At 50.8% G+C, this 17,816-nt stretch carries 18 protein-coding genes and 1 other RNA gene; 8 read left to right on the top strand and 11 right to left on the bottom strand.

Features of this window, described 5'->3' with window-relative positions:
• Positions 1–12: 12 nt before the first annotated feature.
• Positions 13–1,299, bottom strand: coding sequence for a DNA polymerase IV (locus F556_RS0110555; RefSeq protein ID WP_020616915.1), 1,287 nt, complete (start codon positions 1,297–1,299; stop codon positions 13–15).
• Between the two features lie 240 nt (positions 1,300–1,539).
• Between F556_RS0110555 and cimA the strand changes: the two genes are divergently transcribed.
• Complete coding sequence (cimA, locus tag F556_RS0110560; protein ID WP_020616916.1) at positions 1,540–3,153, top strand: citramalate synthase; 1,614 nt, start codon at positions 1,540–1,542, stop codon at positions 3,151–3,153.
• Positions 3,154–3,556: 403 nt separating this feature from the next.
• Here the strand turns inward: cimA and F556_RS0110565 are convergent, their stop codons facing one another.
• Positions 3,557–4,087 (bottom strand): TlpA family protein disulfide reductase, encoded by a 531-nt coding sequence (locus F556_RS0110565; RefSeq protein ID WP_020616917.1) that lies wholly within the window; start codon positions 4,085–4,087, stop codon positions 3,557–3,559.
• 155 nt (positions 4,088–4,242) lie between these two features.
• Here F556_RS0110565 and F556_RS0110570 point away from each other — a divergent pair, with 155 nt between their 5' ends.
• Positions 4,243–5,553, top strand: a complete 1,311-nt coding sequence (locus F556_RS0110570; protein WP_020616918.1) for an MFS transporter — start codon at positions 4,243–4,245, stop codon at positions 5,551–5,553.
• A 59-nt stretch (positions 5,554–5,612) separates the two neighbouring features.
• Entirely contained in the window at positions 5,613–6,044 is a 432-nt protein-coding gene (locus F556_RS36175; protein WP_020616919.1) for a M67 family metallopeptidase, read from the top strand.
• Here F556_RS36175 and F556_RS0110580 read toward each other — a convergent pair.
• Genes F556_RS0110580 through F556_RS0110590 form a run of 3 tightly spaced genes read right to left on the bottom strand, consistent with a single transcriptional unit; the run spans position 6,018 to position 9,187 of the window.
• A complete protein-coding gene (locus F556_RS0110580; RefSeq protein ID WP_020616920.1) occupies positions 6,018–6,755 on the bottom strand; it encodes an exonuclease domain-containing protein in 738 nt (245 codons plus the stop codon). The two genes, F556_RS36175 and F556_RS0110580, sit on opposite strands and share 27 nt — an antisense overlap.
• 21 nt (positions 6,756–6,776) lie before the next feature.
• Positions 6,777–7,850, bottom strand: coding sequence for a DUF294 nucleotidyltransferase-like domain-containing protein (locus F556_RS0110585; protein WP_020616921.1), 1,074 nt, complete (start codon positions 7,848–7,850; stop codon positions 6,777–6,779).
• A gap of 38 nt (positions 7,851–7,888) precedes the next feature.
• Positions 7,889–9,187: an ammonium transporter gene (locus F556_RS0110590; protein WP_020616922.1), complete on the bottom strand. Its 1,299-nt coding sequence runs from the start codon at positions 9,185–9,187 to the stop codon at positions 7,889–7,891.
• A gap of 487 nt (positions 9,188–9,674) precedes the next feature.
• Here F556_RS0110590 and F556_RS0110595 point away from each other — a divergent pair, with 487 nt between their 5' ends.
• Positions 9,675–10,100, top strand: a complete 426-nt coding sequence (locus F556_RS0110595) for a MerR family transcriptional regulator (RefSeq protein ID WP_020616923.1) — start codon at positions 9,675–9,677, stop codon at positions 10,098–10,100.
• 35 nt (positions 10,101–10,135) lie between these two features.
• Positions 10,136–10,819, top strand: coding sequence for a zinc metallopeptidase (locus F556_RS0110600; protein ID WP_020616924.1), 684 nt, complete (start codon positions 10,136–10,138; stop codon positions 10,817–10,819).
• Between the two features lie 82 nt (positions 10,820–10,901).
• Here the strand turns inward: F556_RS0110600 and gltC are convergent, their stop codons facing one another.
• Positions 10,902–11,810: a glutamate biosynthesis transcriptional regulator GltC gene (gene gltC / locus F556_RS37705; protein ID WP_020616925.1), complete on the bottom strand. Its 909-nt coding sequence runs from the start codon at positions 11,808–11,810 to the stop codon at positions 10,902–10,904.
• A gap of 12 nt (positions 11,811–11,822) precedes the next feature.
• Positions 11,823–12,440, bottom strand: coding sequence for a rhomboid family intramembrane serine protease (locus F556_RS37710; RefSeq protein ID WP_020616926.1), 618 nt, complete (start codon positions 12,438–12,440; stop codon positions 11,823–11,825).
• Positions 12,441–12,549: 109 nt separating this feature from the next.
• Between F556_RS37710 and tpx the strand changes: the two genes are divergently transcribed.
• Positions 12,550–13,068: a thiol peroxidase gene (gene tpx / locus F556_RS0110615; protein WP_020616927.1), complete on the top strand. Its 519-nt coding sequence runs from the start codon at positions 12,550–12,552 to the stop codon at positions 13,066–13,068.
• Between the two features lie 71 nt (positions 13,069–13,139).
• On the opposite strand, the gene F556_RS0110620 is transcribed toward tpx, so the two are convergent.
• The 3 genes from F556_RS0110620 to F556_RS0110625 all read right to left on the bottom strand — a co-directional run bounded on the left by F556_RS0110620 (position 13,140) and on the right by F556_RS0110625 (position 14,707).
• Positions 13,140–13,538, bottom strand: coding sequence for a DUF1499 domain-containing protein (locus F556_RS0110620; protein ID WP_020616928.1), 399 nt, complete (start codon positions 13,536–13,538; stop codon positions 13,140–13,142).
• 132 nt (positions 13,539–13,670) lie between these two features.
• A non-coding RNA gene (ssrS, locus tag F556_RS36875) (6S RNA) lies at positions 13,671–13,853 on the bottom strand.
• Between the two features lie 50 nt (positions 13,854–13,903).
• Complete coding sequence (locus F556_RS0110625; RefSeq protein ID WP_020616929.1) at positions 13,904–14,707, bottom strand: YesL family protein; 804 nt, start codon at positions 14,705–14,707, stop codon at positions 13,904–13,906.
• A 197-nt stretch (positions 14,708–14,904) separates the two neighbouring features.
• On the opposite strand from F556_RS0110625, the gene F556_RS38545 reads away from it, so the two are divergent.
• On the top strand, positions 14,905–15,012 hold the full coding sequence (locus tag F556_RS38545) for a hypothetical protein (RefSeq protein ID WP_020616930.1): 108 nt from the start codon (positions 14,905–14,907) through the stop codon (positions 15,010–15,012).
• An 88-nt stretch (positions 15,013–15,100) separates the two neighbouring features.
• Here F556_RS38545 and cshA read toward each other — a convergent pair whose 3' ends face one another.
• Positions 15,101–16,723 carry a degradosome RNA helicase CshA gene (cshA, locus tag F556_RS0110635; RefSeq protein WP_020616931.1) on the bottom strand — a complete coding sequence of 541 codons (1,623 nt, stop codon included), beginning with the start codon at positions 16,721–16,723 and terminating at the stop codon, positions 15,101–15,103.
• A 143-nt stretch (positions 16,724–16,866) separates the two neighbouring features.
• On the opposite strand from cshA, the gene F556_RS0110640 reads away from it, so the two are divergent.
• Positions 16,867–17,691, top strand: coding sequence for a YitT family protein (locus F556_RS0110640; protein WP_020616932.1), 825 nt, complete (start codon positions 16,867–16,869; stop codon positions 17,689–17,691).
• Positions 17,692–17,816 lie beyond the last annotated feature (125 nt).

Raw genomic sequence — 17,816 nt, forward strand, 5'->3', positions numbered from 1 at the left:
TAGTGATATCTCTCACTCATCAATATATAACAATTCATCGTCCAATTGCAAGGATGTCCCGCGAATTCGTCGATTTCTGATGAGTGCCGACGGATCATCGCTAAGCATGCCGGCCGTCAATACGGCGTCTTCACCGAACTTGTCACGCAGGGCATCCATAGTTTTCGTAAGCGCCGCCTTGCGAGGCTCTTCCCGGTATTCGAACAAATCTAGCTGAACTGCTGCGGTGGCTTCCGGCTCCAGACTTTGCAGTGTGATGCCAAGCAACCGGATCGGCTTGCCCTCTTGCCAATGCCTGTCATAGAGCACACAGGCCTCCCTGTAGATTCGATCCGCTTCTGCGGTAGGAGCATCCAAGGTATGCGAGCGGGTGATTGTCTTCATATCCGGTGTTCGAATCGTGATCTGAATGGCTCGTGCCACCAGCTTTTGTCTACGCATCCGTCTGGCTGTCTGGTCCGCCAGATTAAGCAGCACGCGATACACTTGTTCCCGGGTTTTGACGTCCTTGGGCAAGGTCGTCGTGTGTCCGACCGACTTGCTCTGTTCACGGACCTCCTTGACCTCCGAGTGATCAATGCCATGCGCCGCCTGCAGCAGCCAGGAGCCCATGACGCCGAATTGCCTCACCAGCAAGGCTTCATCTGCGGCAGCCAGTTGTCCGATCGTGTTCAGGTTCATACGCTTCAGCTTCTCGGCCGTTTTGCGGCCAATCCCGAACAAGGCGTCGCAGGGCTGATGCCACAATACTTCGGGCACGTCGCGGAGTCTTAGCACCGTCAGGCCGCCAGGCTTCTTCATGTCGGACGCCATTTTGGCAAGCAGCTTGTTCGGCGCAATGCCAATGGAGCAGGGCAGCGACCACTCCGTGGCAATCCGGTTCTGAATGAGTGCGGCAATCTCAAGTGGCGTACCAAAGGATTTGGAGCCGGTAATGTCCATATAGCACTCATCAATCGAGACCGCTTGGACAAGCGGCGTGTACTGGCGGGCGATGCTCATGAAGCCGCGAGAAAATTTCCGGTACAGGTCAAAATCCGGCTTAATCAGTGTCAGTTCAGGGCATAATTTCAAGCCCTCCCGTACAGTCATGCCGGTACGCACCCCTTTTGCCCTCGCCGCATAAGAACTCGTCACAATAATCCCCTTGCGCAGCTCCACACTTCCCGCTACTGCCGTCGCCTTTCCCTTATACTTCTCCGGCTCATCCGCCTCATGGACGGAGCAATAAAAGGCGTTCATATCTAAATGAAGAATTACCCGTCCCTTGGCTGGGTAATGCTCGCTTGTTGTTCTCATAGGATAAAACCTGATGCCTGCAGAGGCATCTCCAGGAGTATAGCCATCGCTCAAGCATCTCCCTTGCAGTGTTGTAGATCATATTCGTTCCATTCCAGCATACCTCCTGCCCCCTTTCAGGTCAATCCCGTGAGCCTTCTCCGAAAAACGCCCCAAAAAACCTCCCCCGTCCCCCTGCTTTAATGATATAATAAGAAATTATGACTTGTTTTGGATTGTGAAAAGGAGGACGCGTCCCGCATGACCAACCAGATTTCGATATTCGATACGACTCTGCGAGATGGCACACAGGGCGAAGGCATCAGCCTGTCAGCAGATGATAAAATCAAAATTGCCAAAAAACTGGACACGCTTGGTGTCCATTATATAGAAGGAGGCAATCCCGGCAGCAACAGCAAGGACATTGAGTTCTTCAACCGGGTGCAGACGCTGGGCTTATCGGCGAAGATCACAGCCTTTGGCAGTACGCGTCGCAAGAATAGCGTTGCCGAGCATGACAGCAGCCTGCTGCGAATCGTTGAGTCGGGTGTGAAGGCGGCTACACTGGTCGGAAAATCGTGGGATTTTCATGTCCATACCGCGCTACAGACGACACTTGAGGAAAATCTCGCGATGATTTTCGACTCTTTTGCCTTCCTCAAGCAGAAGGGGCTGGAAGCCATTTACGATGCGGAGCATTTTTTCGACGGCTTCAAGCATAATCCTGAGTATGCATTGTCCGCTCTACTTAAGGCACAGGCTGCCGGAGCTGACTGGATCGTCCTGTGCGATACCAATGGCGGAACGCTGCCTGGCGAAGTACACGAGATCGTCTCCCGTGTCCGCGATGAGCTGACAGCTCCGATCGGGATTCATACCCATAATGACTGCGAATTGGCTGTAGCGAATACGCTGGCAGCTGTGGGCGCTGGCGCGCGTCAGGTTCAGGGCACGATTAACGGGTATGGCGAGCGTTGCGGCAATGCCAACCTATGTTCCATCCTGCCGAATTTACAGATCAAGATGGGATATGAGTGCATCTCGGATGACCAGTTAGCTCAACTGACCAATGTGGCACGCTACATCACAGAGATTGCCAATGTTCAAATGCCTGTAGGCCAACCTTATGTCGGCAATGCGGCATTTGCGCATAAGGGCGGGATCCATGTCTCTGCCATTATGAAGGATGCCAAAACCTACGAGCATATCGTGCCTGAACTGGTTGGCAACAAGCAGCGGATTCTGGTGTCCGAGCTTGCGGGTCAGAGCAACATCATCTCCAGAGCGCAGGAGATGGGTCTGGACGTCTCCACGAACAATGAGAAGACCCGGGAGATTATGGACCAGATCAAAGAGCTGGAGCATCAAGGCTATCAATTTGAAGGCGCGGATGCCTCGTTGGAGCTGCTGCTTCGCGAAGCCTTTGGCGAGCCCAAAGAGATTTTCAAGCTCGAATCGTTCAAGATGATTGTAGAGAAAACCGGTGACAAGATGGTGTCGGAAGCAATCGTAAAAATTAACGTGGATGGCCAGACCGTCTACACCGTCGCCGAGGGCAACGGCCCTGTCAATGCTCTGGATAATGCGCTCCGCAAAGCTCTGGTCCAATATTATCCCGGCATTATGGACATTACGCTTTCCGATTACAAGGTGCGTGTCATGGACGAGAATGATGCAACTGCAGCTAAAGTTCGCGTCCTGATTGAGTCGACTGATTACAACAACAAGTGGAGTACGGTTGGCGTATCCAGCAATATTATTGAAGCCAGTTGGGAAGCTCTGGTGGACAGTATTCGCTACGCTCTATTCCACTCCGCGAAGGTCGAACCCGCACCAAGTGGCGAGCGTGAACGCATCGGGCTGATTAACCACTAAAGACTGGTGAAAGGCCTGCGTGGTGCGGATCGTTCTTCCGATCGCTGTTGTCCGCAGATTTCGGACAATGGCGAGCATTCCATTTCTCCAGAACGATTCCGCCCACTGCGGAATTTTCACTAATATTTAAATAACCCTCACGTTTCTCTTCAATAGAAACGTGGGGGTTTTTCAATGAACATCAGAGCATGTGGCAAGCGTTAGAATCGCAATTGTGCTCAATGGGACCTTTAAGCGCTGCCCACGAGCGTTAGAGCCAAAGCCATCGCTCGCCTCGCTCCTAACCTCCCCTAACTCCGATCCTCCCATCCTGCCGCACTTCAGCTCGCCCCCTAACTCGCAACCCTCCTCGAAAGAGAAAAATGGCGACGCAGCCTTCAAGCTGCATCGCCATTTTTTTATCTTAGGACCACTTATCGATTAGCCGCTCCCACTCTTCTTTGGAGATAACTCCTGTTACACGTTCGCGGATGATCCCCTCTTTGTCGATCAGTAGAGTCGTTGGGAACTGCCCAACCTTGTACTTCTCGACGGCTTCGCCTTCCCGATCCATCAGGATCGGAAAGGTCAAGCCGAACTGATCCACGAATTCACGAGCTTGCCGTTCTTTGTCGTATTTTGTGGCGTTGATGGCATAGAGGTCGAGAGTATCCCCTTGTTCCTCGTGCAATGCCTGCAAATCTGGCGCCTCCAATTCACAGGGTCCGCACCAGGAAGCCCAGAAATTGACCAAGAGGAGCTTGTCCCGAGTGCCTGCTACCAGCTTTGCCTGGTCCTTTAAATCAGGGAGTTCAAGCATAGGGGCCGGATTGCCTGTTTTGGGCTTGGCGTCATCGCTTTGCTGGGCAATCACGGCTTGCTTTTCGACATTTTGATAGATAGCGATTCCTAAGAGCAGCGCGACGACCGTCACTATAATCCAGGTCCGTTTCAATGGGTCTCCTCCTTTGCCTGTTGTGTTATCTTACTTGCCCGCTCAACTTTCTTCCTCTAGATCATATCATGCCCAAGAATGCCATCTCAACATCAGGGGCACATTAACATGGTCAATATTGTGACTGTACCCTATTCTGAGAGGAGGACTCCCACTTGGGTTTTGTGAAATCTAGAAAGCTCTGGCTGCCAGACCGGTTGGCGAATGATGATGCGACCGCGCCACAATCATCCAACTCCAAATCCAAATCATCAAATAAGTCGAGCAGCAAATGGAAGGAGTATATCGCACTGGCAAGTGTTCCGATGGTACTCGTACTCGGCAATTCCATGCTCGTTCCTATTCTGCCGGATATGGTGACGAACATGGGGATCAGCAAATTCCAATCGAGTCTGATCGTTACCTTATTTTCGGTTACCGCTGCTTTTTTCATACCCGTGGCTGGTTATTTATCAGACCGGTTCTCTCGCAAAGCGGTAATTCTGCCCTCCTTGGCACTCTATGGCACGGCAGGTGTACTGGCTGGATTGGGCGCGTTGTGGGGCTCATATGGACTGGTCATTTCAGCACGGGCGCTTCAGGGGTTGGGTGCGGCAGGGACAGCGCCTATCGCGATGGCACTTGTAGGGGACAAATACAAGGACGGTCAGGAGAGCGAAGCGCTTGGACTCATCGAAGCTTCCAATGGGACAGGGAAGGTCATCAGTCCCATTCTGGGATCGCTGCTCGCGCTCATCATCTGGTATGCGCCGTTTTTTGCCTTTCCCTTATTTTGCGCGCTATCCCTTGTAGCGATGATTTGGCTTATTAAAGAGCCCGACGGCAAAAAAGAGCCACAACCGGTAGGCTCTTATATTCGGCAGATTGGAACCGTATTTCGCAAACAGGGACACTGGCTGATCCCTGCCTTTCTTGTCGGCTCCCTTGCCCTATTCATTTTGTTCGGGGTACTGTTCTTTCTCTCTGATCTGCTGGAGAAACCCCCACACAACATCGATGGTGTTGCCAAAGGCGGCATGCTGGCCATACCACTGCTTGGTCTGGTCATCACATCCTATGTATCCGGCAAGCTCATTAAAAATGATGGCCGACGCATGCGGAAGTTTATGATTGCGGGCATGCTGGGGATGACAATTTCCCTTGCAGCAGCCATTTTCTTGTACAGCAAGCTCTATTGGCTTATTCCCCTGCTTACCGTCAGCAGCATCGGCACAGGACTGCTGTTGCCTTGTCTAAACACGCTCATTACAGGGTCGGTTGAACGGAGCCATCGGGGGATGATTACATCGTTATACAGTAGTCTGCGTTTCTTTGGTGTAGCCGTTGGACCACCACTGTTCGGTTGGTTGACCGACCGATCTCAAACCCTGCTGTTTTCAATCGTAGCAGCTCTCGCGCTAGGCGCCTTCATCATGGTATGCCTAAGCATCAAGCCACCCGCTAAAGCAGGAGATGCATCTGGCTAGGCAGGGTCAGTCAAGTACGCTATACTCAGGGGAAAGAGCTGCAAGAGGAGCCGTACACGATGCATATAGAAAAAGACACCGCAGAAATAACACCAGCTGCCATAGAGCATCTAATCAAATATGCTACTGAAGCACACCCGCTAGAAGCTTGTGGACTGTTAGTATCCAGCGGTATTGGAGACCCGATCGACGAAATCGTTCCGATCCGCAACAGCAGCAAGCAGGCGCACCACCGGTTTGCTTTTGATCCACAGGATTGGGTACAAGCTTATTTTAACGCACAAAAAAACCAACGGCATCTGGTTGGTTTTTTTCATTCTCATCCCATGGGCGCACCCGTTCCCTCGCCCACAGACTATGCCGGATTGCCGCCCGCCTTTGCAGGTATCTATTGCATCGTTTCCGTGTGTACCCATCCGCCTCAGATACAGATGTACCGCGGACAGGCTGGGGAATTGCACCCGCTAATGCTTGCTGAGGTAAGCGTATAAATCTGCAAGGGTAACGATGTTTTTCGAAAAAATGATCGCCAAATACTTTTGCCATAGCTCTGCCGTCATAAGTGAGTCTTCCAGCGCATGATGACGCTGGGTGACAGGCACGCCGTAGCTTGCCAGCAGTTCATCCAAGCCATGGGACTCTCGTTTGGGCTCCAGCCATTTGGACACCATCATCGTATCCAGCACACGATGCGTCAGATTGACCTTGGAGGTGCGCCACAAAGCCGCATTCAAAAATTGCTTGTCATGACCGCTGCCATGAGCAATCAGGATACGCTTACCGACGAATTCCATAAAATCATGCAGCACCTGCATTAAATCCGGCCCATCCTCAACCATCTCATTGGTGATACCTGTCAAAGCCGTGATGTGCTTGGGCACCTTGCGCTTTGGATTAACGAGACTATAGAAGGTTTGAGAACGGTCTATTTGATCGCCACGCAGCACAACGCCGCCTACCGATAGGATTTCGTCTCCATTATAAGGATAGAAGCCGGTTGTCTCCAGATCGAAGACAACCACCTCCAGCTCCCTAAGCGGCGCATCCAGGATGGACAGCTTCCGCTGTTCTTTGGCTACGGATCGAATGAAGGCCATCTGTTGGGCGTTTTGCGCGCCCATCATGGACGCAATTGCTGGCGTTATGCCACCCATTTTATACAGATTCCACATCCGTCCGACACCTTTGGGATGTTCTTTCATTGCTATCGCCTCCGCCTAGCCTTACCTTAGCTTGCCTGTAACTCGTCTGGATACGCTGCGTTGTAGACGTTTGCCAACTCGCAGCCCTTGCTTTAGCTGTTCCGTCAATGTCTTGTCCAGCTTCTGCCGGGACAGCATACCGTTACTCGAATAGAGGCCATCTTCATCCTGCTTCATGGTCATCAGCCGAAAACGTAGGAAGGAGCGGAACGCATCCTGGAGTGCACTCGACTGCTCTTCCGTAACCGCACCGGCTGCCTCCAGCTCCTCTATTCGCTGTAGCGTTGAGGTACTGCGCACACCACTTTGGATGGCCATCATTCGGATGGCATTTACCATAGGAATGTACGCGCCATACTTAATATCCACACTGCCTGCTTGCTCGCCATATTGTTCCTTGAGCAGCTGACCGAACAAGCCCAGCAGCACTTTGTGCCGCATCGTGTTATCCAGCATCCGCTTGACGATGCGGGGCTTAGCTAACGTATCAGAGAAAAAATGATCCTTATAACTCGTGAAAAGGCTCTCCTCGCCATATACGCGTCTGCCATCAGCCACAATCAGCAGATAACGTACTTCCTCAAACTCTGCCCGATCAAACCAACCATCCAGTTTGCTCTTCCAAGCTGACAGGGAATCGCACCAGAGCCGGTTTGAGCTAATGACATTGCCTTCGCAAGGAGGATAACCAACCTTCTGAAGATTCTCTACCGTGAGCTCGCCATATTTTGCAAAATAGTCGCGTACCTGCTCTAGCTCCTCTTCCTGCGGCGGGTCTTCATACACAATGCCGCTATCCTGGTCACTGGACAGCGTCTGCTCTTCTCTGCCTCCGCTACCGAACAATAAATAAGCATATGGCACGGGGGGAGAACCATTCCCCTGCCGTGCCATATCCGATTCCGTGAGAATCAGGACGCGCCGGATTAGCGCGTCATGGATCTCATTTATAGCGGTATAGAATTGTTCGACTGGCATGGAGGAGAGCAGAGATTCCATCCGCTCATGCGCCTGATCCCTTAGCCTGCGCAGCTCAGGATAGCCGTCAGCTGACCCGATGCGATTCAGGAGCTTTTCTCTCGCCGAATCTCTCATGCCGCTCTCTCCTTCATGTTGTTAGTTATTGCGTCCAATTAAGCGTTCAGGTTCGTACCTTTTTTCATTTGCTCAGGGTAACCATAAGCGCCATGCTCACTGAGGTCAAGACCAATGATCTCTTGCTCTTCAGATACGCGGAAGCCCATAACCGACTTGATGATTGCCAGTACGATGAAGGAAACGATGAATACGAATGCGCCACACACGACTACCGACAAGAATTGAACCCACAGTTGCTCCCAACCGCCACCGTAGAACAGACCCGCTTTACCAACACCATTGTAAGCAACAAGCTCAGGTGTTGCGAACAAACCGTTAGCCAATGTACCGAGGACACCAGCTGCACCATGGACAGACAGAGCGAAGATCGGATCGTCGATTTTCATTTTCTCGAAGAACTTCATGCTGAAGAATACGAACACACCCGCTACCAGGCCGATAACAACAGCTGCCCAAGGATCGACGAACGCACAAGATGCAGTGATGGCAACCAGACCAGCCAGCGCACCATTAAGCATGGTTGTAATATCAGCTTTACCAAGAACGATCCAAGTGATCAGCATAGCTGCAACTGCGCCAGCAGCTGCACCCAATTGGGTGTTAAACGCTACAAAACCGAAGAATCCATCGTCAACGCCGAGCGCACTACCTGCATTGAATCCGAACCAACCAACCCAGAGCAGCAATACTGCCAGAGCAGTAAAGACTTGGTTATGACCAAGAATTTGATTGGCTGAACCATCTTTATTATATTTGCCAATACGAGGCTTCAGGAGAATAGTGGCCGCCAGAGCTGCCATAGCACCGGATAAGTGAACAACGGTCGATCCCGCGAAGTCTTGCGCGCCATCCTCAGCAAGGAAACCGCCGCCCCAGATCCAGTGAGCAACGACTGGATAGATAAACCCAACGAATACGATAGTGAAGATTAAGTATGAGGACAACTTGGCACGTTCAGCGAACCCGCCCCATGCGATCGACAGCGAGATGACCGCAAACGCACATTGGAAAACCCAGAACAGCGAAGAAGGTACAACATCGTCCGTAATCGTCATCGAAGGGGTATAGAAGAAATCTCCAAGTCCGATGAAGAGATTGCCATTCTCGCCAAACGCAATGCCATAACCAACTGCCCAATAAATGAGGGAACCGAGACCGACCGTGAAGATTGTCTTACCGGCGACATGACCGGCATTCTTCATTCTTGTCGAACCGGCTTCCAGCAGGATGAAGCCCCCTTGCATGAGAATAACCAGAATTGCAGCTACCATAACCCATAGCAGGTTAACACCCAACAATACCGAAGTTGGGGTTGGCTCTGAAGCAAAGGCCATTGCAGGGAATAATAAGAGCAACCCACCTAATGAACTAACAACTTTTTTAACCACAATGACCACTCCTTCAGTGTAATGTTTCCTAACAGTTCAGGAAAGACTTAATGTCATTATAGTCAGAGAAGGGTCATTTGACAATACACTTTTTAAAAATTTACAAAAAAAACGGCTTAAAACTCTAACGTTCGTCTCTTTTTGGAGGGCGAATGTTAAGTTTTGAGACACTTTTCATATAAAAAAGCGATTGTCAAGCCTTAATTCTTCGTATTTTGGCGCCCAATAGGAGATATGTACTAGTTCATTTGAAAGGGCTTCAATTTGTGAATTTAACAAATGTAAGCTTTTCTTCACCACTTCGTAACAATCTATAAAGCATTACGTTTGACTGTATACTTCTCGATTGAGTATCATATAGATATAAGAAAGTGAATAGCTTAATGAAAGTAAGTACGCTTGGAAGGAAGGTGAAACCATTGGGGATATAACCTTGTATCGTATCGGTGAATTGGCCAAAAGAGCTAATGTCAGCTCACGTACAGTCGACTTCTATACCTCGATCGGCTTACTTGTGCCAGAGACCCGCTCCGCCAAAAATTACCGACTGTACAGTGATGAAACTTTGCTGCGGTTGCAACGTATTGAACAATTGAAAAAAGAAAAATATACATTAGAAGAGATCAAGACGAACCTCGATCAGTGGAACAAAGTTTCCGCTGAAGAGCAGGTCTCGCAAAAGCTGACAGATCTGCAGCTCCATCTGGAGCAGCTCCAGCGCGAGGTCAGGGAGCTTGAGCCGGTCATCGAGCAATTAAAGCCGCAACAGGCCAAGCATATGGTCAATAAGCTGATGCCACAGACAGCTGCCTGTATCGAAGCGCTGATGTTCCTGCTCGGCAAAGGTCCTCTAATGTAACTTTACATCAAGTTCTTAAAGGAGGCGTATGCCAGATGTTATTTTTTCACCCGATGGATTTCTTGATCATTATTGCGTTTGGTATTTCCTTGTGGGCGCAGTTCCGAGTGAAAAGCACCTTCAATAAATGGACCGAAGTACAAGCCTCCAGCGGCTTGACAGGCTATCAGGCGGCTCGTCAGATGCTGGACAACAACGGACTGCACGATGTACAAATTGAGCCAGTCCAAGGCCGTCTAACCGACCATTACGATCCGATGAACCGCGTGGTGCGCTTGTCGGAACCCGTCTACTACGAGAGCTCGATCTCGGCCATCTCTGTCGCCTGCCACGAAGTCGGACATGCGATCCAGCACGCCAACAGCTATCCAATGCTGGTGCTGCGACACAAGATGTTCCCGCTCGTCAATCTGGTATCCGGTATCGCACCGTTCCTCCTGATTGCAGGCTTCATCTTCAGTGTTAGCGGCCTGATCGGTGCAGGTATTGTCTTCTTCTCTCTCGCAGTGATATTCCAACTCGTGACACTGCCTGTTGAATTTAATGCCAGCAGCCGGGCCCGCGATCTGATGATCTCCGAAGGCTTCATCCGCTCAGAAGAAGAAGGCGGTGTGGCGAAGGTTCTAAATGCTGCCGCACTGACTTATGTAGCTGCTGCCCTGATCTCGCTTCTGGAGCTGTTGAAGTTCATCATGATCTTCGCTTCCAACCGCGAATAAGCAGTCTAACATCTTGACGGGTCACAACAAAAGCTCGTCCCTGGTCGAATCGACCTTTGGGACGAGCTTTTTATTTGGGCTGCTAACGGTGCAATCGCTCACTCTTCATCTCAAAATACTGCAGTAAAAACGTTTGAAACACCTTGGCCACTTGCGGCAGCTTCTGGTGTGATCGTTGAATCAGACCAATCGTGCGTGTCACTTGTGGCGTATGAATCCGGACTTTGGCTGGCTGGAGAGGGCTTGGGGCGTACAGGGCCATATCCGGCAGCAAGCTCACGCCCATGCCTGCGGCAACCAAGCCCCGAATCGTCTCTGTTTCTTCACCTTCAAAGCTGATGCGCGGTGTAAAGCCCGCTGCCAGACAAGCTTCCCACACAATCGGCCGAAGTGAATACCCTTCGCTGAAGAGAATAAACGGTTCATCCCTCAGCTGATCGAGCCGAATCGAACTCTCGCCCGCTAACGCATGATTAGGTGGGAGGACAGCATACAGTTCTTCAGTCAGCACCACGGCCCCGCTCACCTGCTCATGAGCCTCCGGATATGGCGAGATAAATGCAAGATCGATATCGCCCTTCAGCAGCTCGTTAATCAACGACGGATACATTCCTTGCTTGAAACGAAACTTGACACCTGGGTGAAGCTTGCGAAACTCAGCGACCACCTCCGGCACCAGCTGGATGCCCAGACTGTGAGGAAAACCGATTCGAATCTCGCCGTGCTCCGGATCCATAAACTCTCGTACTTCGATGACAGCTCGTTCCAGATCGCCAAGAATATGTTCAAGACGCTTTAACAACAACTGCCCGACCGGAGTGAGCTGCACATTTCTGCCTTTTTGGATAAACAGCTGCAGACCAAGCTCTTCCTCTAACAGGCGGATTTGCCGGCTGACTGCAGATTGTGCAACATGCAGCTCCTCTGCAGCTTGAGTCACATGCTCCTTCTTCGCCACTTGAACAAAGTAATACAGTTGTCTTAATTCCATCGCATGCCCCTTCTATTTGCGGCGCTGTAACAAGCCATATAGCGCAAACCCGGCAAACCCGCCGCCGACATGTGCCAACAGATCAATCTGACGGACAAAGATAGAGAACAGCAAACCGATGACCAGAATCGTAATGACGGTTTTGCGAGATGCCTCATCCAGCTTGTGACGCTGCAAGAGCACCATATGCAGAAATGCACCAAATACGCCATAAATAGCGCCAGAGGCACCCGCTGAAACGCCAATGCGTATAGAGTCATCATACAGCATCAGACTCAAGACACCGCCGGCAATACCGCTCAGGAGGTAAAACACCACGTAACGGACATGTCCTAGCAGCCGCTCCAGCGGCGGCGCAAAAACAAGCAACGAGAAGCAGTTAAACAACAGATGCTGCCAACCGATATGCAGGAACATCGAGCTGAGGTACCGCCACGGCTCAGTCAATCCAAATGGATCAATGGAAGGCGCCTTCACCAAGGCCCCCCAGCGAACCAAATTTAACGTATTGGTCGATCCTCCAGTCAACTCCAGAATGGCAAACATGATCAGGTTGAGCGCCAGCAGCGCGGAGGTGACGGGATATAGCTTCAGATAGGAGCGAAAGCTCTCATAGCGCAAAAATATCAACTGAACTCCTCCTTTATCCCCCGTCATCATTGGACAAGGGTCTTGGCTAACGATTATAATGAATGGGGTAATTCAATATTTGTACACGATGGAGGAGGAATTCATAATCATGGCTCAACAACGTAAAGGCGTAGCCACCCTTAAGGGGAACCCGATTACTCTGCTCGGACCAGAACTGCAAGTTGGCGATCCGGCACCGGATTTCGTACTGAACAAATCTCTGGTCGACAGCGTATCGCTCAAGGACTATGCCGGCAAAGTCAAGCTAATCAGCGTCGTCCCTTCTATCGATACAGGCGTATGCGACGCGCAAACCCGTCGCTTCAATGAAGAGGCTTCCTCGCTGGGCGAGAATGTCGTCATTCTGACAGTCAGCGTCGATCTTCCTTTTGCACAATCCCGCTGGTGCGGTGCTGCTGGTGTCGACAAGGTCACCCTGCTCTCGGATTACAAGGACAACAGCTTCGGTAGCGCTTATGGTGTACTGATTGAAGAGCTGAAGCTGGATATGCGCGCGATCTTCGTCATCGATGCAGACGATACGATTCGTTACATCGAGATTCTATCGGAAATGACGGAACATCCGAACTACGACGAAGCATTGCAAGCTGCACGCGCTTTGATCTAAATCGGAATTTAAACAACCGAATAATCGAAAATAAAGCGAGAGAAGGCAGCCCCTTCCTCGCTTTATTGAATTTATGGACTGTTGGTTTTGTAGGCGGCCATCTTCTTGTCCAGCGTACGGTAAATATCAAGTATGACCCGATAGTTGGAACCGAGATCTCCGAATGAGCCCCGGGAAGCAGAATAAATATCGACTGCCGTCGTAACCGGATTGATGCTAATGACCGACACCGTAATATCCATTGTTCTACCGGTTGCCGTTCGTTTCTCGACGACGATCTCGCCTACGGATTGTACTTCGTGAAGTACCTTGTAGCCTTGCATCTTCTTGAGAGTCGATACGACATCCTCCCACACTTTATCTTTGGATAGCTTGTAGTAATGGGATTTCAACAACGGATCCTTGGCTTTGTCACCCGTCTGTTCAAAACTGCGAAGCAGTCCGATCAGTGTCCGCTTCATCAACGACATCTCCCCCTCCAACGTCTAGTCTATGTATACAACTCCTATTGCGCTGAAATATAAGCTCGTATAAGAAAGCTGAACTTATACGAGCTTATAGAAAAGGTCTAATCCAGCACGCATGCCAGAGATTGAATGTAAGGCATCCCCGCGGATGCCGTCCGACAAGCTTGTTTCTGAACCTGCTCTCGCAGGTGGGTGTCCGCAGAGACGCGTTTGAAGTCCCTTTTCGGGGGCATGACAGCAGCGACTCAATCTAGGTCTCCCTATTCATAGCCATTGGTTCAAAACAAGGTAATGCCGTAACGCACATCGCAGGATGTATTGATATTATAGTCCTTTTGATCATGAAAGTAAACTTTTGACCACGGTCATTACTTCCTGTCTTCTATTTCGTCCTTGACCGAGGCCCCATCCATACGCGCTAGTTCCAGGTCTTCTTCTTCCTCTGCGCTGCGTCTAGCCTCTTCCTCCGCCGCTGCCTTCTCCGCTTGCATCTGAAGCTTCTGATAGATCAGGAAGAAGTTGTAGAAGGACACCGTAGCGATGATGCTGCCCATGAAAAACGGAATCAGAAAGGTGAATTGAAAACTGATAAACACGACCGCGCCGCTCATAATGACTGTCGAAAGGGAACGGAAAGGCCGGCCAATCGTAATCAGAATCGCGTTCTTGAGCAACTGGAACGTTTTCATATGGTAATGAACCATCATGGAAAAGTAGTTAAACATCGAAATGAACAGTAAGACGATCAAGCCTATGAAAACGAAGGACAACAGCTGAAACGATGTCAGTTCGTTCATATAGAACCTGTAGTTTACGTACATGATGACGTACAGAATCGTATAAAGAATCCCGCCCAGCATCGCCTGCAGGAAATTTTCTTTATAGCTGCGGAAATACGTCTTGAACAGGGGAACATCGACCTCACCCATAACCCATTTCCGTGCAACTGCAAACATCGCTGCAGTGGCCGGGAAGAAGGTGAAAGGTGCAATGACGGCTGCTAGAATCAGAGCAGAGAACAGTTCATCCTCTGTACTGGAGAACAGCAGTCCGGTCGCGAGCAGAAAAACAAACGGAATGGAGCAGATAATCCAGAGAACATTGGTTACGGACAGCCGCATGATCCATTCGGAGATTTTGTAAAAGCCCCCCATGAGGCCTCTCATTTCCATGTTGACTCCCCCTATACTGGTGTTACTCGCGCAAACGGCCGAATTCCCGTAAACGTTCTCATACAAGGGTTGCCTCGGGTTCGGATTCGTCATACGCCTATTTTGGCTGAAGTGGGCAGGCGTCTAATCGGCTTTAACCCACTGACCATAAGATAAGGTGTAATCCAAATCCAATCAATCAAAAGGAGGTTAACCGCATGAGCGAAAGAGGATACGGTGGATACGGTGGCTTGGGAACGACGACAGGAACAATTCTTGTGTTGTTCATCCTGCTCGTTATCATCAGCCGCACGTTTCTGTACTAACCGCTAATCGACGCATGACGAAAACCGGGGATCCACGGCCCTGCACCTTCGGGTGCAAAGGCCATGGATCGGTTCCCGGTAGTTGTCATTAGTTGTTTACATAATCGTCAGAGGAGCTGCGGGGGCGTCTACCTTCACCACCGCGACCTTCACCGCCACGGCCTTCGTCTCTCGAGCCATAGCCGCCGCGTCCGCTGCCGTAGCTGCTGCTGCCGCTGTTACCACGGTTGCTGCTGCCACTGTAGCTGCCGCGGTTGCTGCCATAGCTGCCACGGTTACCGCCGCCGCCTTGGCCGCCACGGTAGCCGGAGCCGCCGCCACTGCGTCCACGATCATTGAAACCGTTAAAACGGCGTCCGTTCGTCCGTACATCAGGACGACGCTTCTTAGCACGAATCGGATCTTCCGGAGTCAGCTCAATGTTGACATCCTTCTTCTCGCCTGTCAGCAGTTTGAGTGCCGCTGCCAGCAAGTGAACTGAGTCATAACGCTCCAGCAATTGAATAGCTGTGCCTTTGTACTCGTTGAAGTCCTCCGATTGGATAATTTCGAGCAGGCGCTCTGCCGTTACGCGCTGTTTGCCTTCAATGGCTTCAGCAAGCGATGGCAAGGCTTTGCGCGAAATTTTCTGACGGGTAACGCGCTCGATGAAATGCAGATGGTCAATCTCACGAGGCGTAACGAACGACCAGGCTGTTCCTTCCTTACCCGCACGACCCGTACGACCGATCCGGTGAACGTAGCTCTCTGGATCTTGCGGAAGGTCAAAGTTGATAACGTGGGATACGCCAGAAACGTCAAGACCGCGAGCCGCTACGTCTGTAGCAACCAGCACGTCAATGCTGCCGTCGCGGAACTTGCGCATGACGTTGTCACGCTGGTTCTGCGACAAGTCACCATGCAGACCGTCTGCGGAGTAGCCGCGCTTCTGCAGCGCTTCACTAAGCTCATCTACACGACGCTTCGTACGTCCGAAGATAATGGCCAGCTCCGGGGATTCCATATCCAGCAGGCGGCTTAAGCCTTCGAACTTCTGACGCTCATGTACTTCAATATACGCTTGGTCAATCAGAGGAGCGGTAATGTTCTTAGGAATAACGGACACATGCTCTGGATCCTTGAGGAACTGCTGGGCCAAACGTTGAATGTTCGGAGGCATGGTTGCCGAGAAGAGCATCGTGTGACGTTCTTCAGGAACAAGCTTCAGAATCGACTGAATGTCTTCCATGAAGCCCATATCCAGCATTTCGTCCGCTTCGTCCAGAATGACGGTCTCGACATCGTCCAGCTTGATTGTCTTACGGTTAATGTGGTCAAGCAGCCTGCCCGGTGTGCCGATGATAATCTGCGGGCGCTTCTTCAGGGCGCGAATCTGACGACCAATATCTTGTCCGCCGTAGATTGGCAAAGAGCGAATGCCCTTGAACCGCGACAGCTTACCAATTTCTTCAGCCACCTGAATCGCGAGTTCGCGAGTCGGGGTCATGATGAGTGCCACGATGCGGTCTTCGGTGACCGGAATCTTATTGATGAGCGGGATCGCAAACGCAGCCGTCTTACCTGTACCGGTCTGTGCCTGGCCGATCAAATCCTTGCCAGTCAATGCGACAGGGATTGCTTTGTCTTGTATTGGGGTTGATTCCTCAAAGCCCAATTCTGTGATGGCTTGCAGAACCTTTGGCTCCAAGCCGAATTCAGCAAATGTTTTCAAACGTACTCAAACTCCTTTTTATCTGCGTCTTACTTGAAAATTATCCTGTTCATTATAGCATACTTCTGTCGATGAATACCAGCGGCACCTGGATACACATGCTAAGGTAAGGATGTGTCCATGGAACAGGAGGCAGATAAACCATGCGTTTTATACGCAAGCTTGGACTTGCCTTGGCGATGATGACTGGCTCCTTGCTGGTTGCTTTCGGCTTCAATATGCTGTTGATTCCGCTTGCTTTACTTAGCGGCGGTATTTCCGGCGTCTCGATGATTATCGGTTATGCAACCGGCGCGAACATCGGATGGCTCTATTTTGCCCTTAATGTTCCTCTGTTAATCTGGGGGTGGTTGCGTCTGGGCCGTCCTTTTATCTTCTGGAGTATCGTTTCCGTCATTACAGCTACCCTCTTTCTTCAGTTGCTGCCTGTCGATCCACTGGTGAATGATTTGCTGCTTGGATCAATATTTGGCGGCATTCTGGTTGGTATAGGAAGTGGTATTGCGCTTCGCATGGGGGGTTCCTCCGGAGGCTTTGACATCATTGCTTCCATTATTACCCGTAAGCGTGATGTGCCGGTAGGCAGTATGATCTTCTTGCTTAACGGCCTCGTTGTTCTGGCGCTAGGCTTCCTCTCCGGTGACTGGCGGCTCGCTCTGTATTCCATGCTCTCGATATTTGCAGCTGGCAAGATGGTAGACTGGCTGCATATCAGTCATCTCAAGGTGACGGTTTTTATTGTGACCAACCGCACGCGGGAAATGACGACCAGACTGCTGCAGCGCCCGCGAGGCGTCACCATTATCCGGACCCGGGGAGCTTATACCGAAGCCGAAAAGGACATGCTAATGACAGTCACCACTCGTTATGAGCTTCCCGAACTGCGCCGGCTCATATCTGAGCTGGATCCTGGCGCTTTCGTCAATATTGTAGAAACAGCCGGCGTCATGGGCGAATTCCGCAAGTAACCATCTCCAGACCCATTCAGCGCACATTTGACGACTATTCCAGTCGGTGAATTGGGACAAACATGGAATTAAGGGATCCTGACTAGGTTTTTTGGCGTGATCCTGTTATACTATAAACAATCCTC

The sequence above is a fragment of the Paenibacillus daejeonensis DSM 15491 genome (assembly GCF_000378385.1).
Lineage (GTDB): Bacteria > Bacillota > Bacilli > Paenibacillales > Paenibacillaceae > Paenibacillus_D > Paenibacillus_D daejeonensis.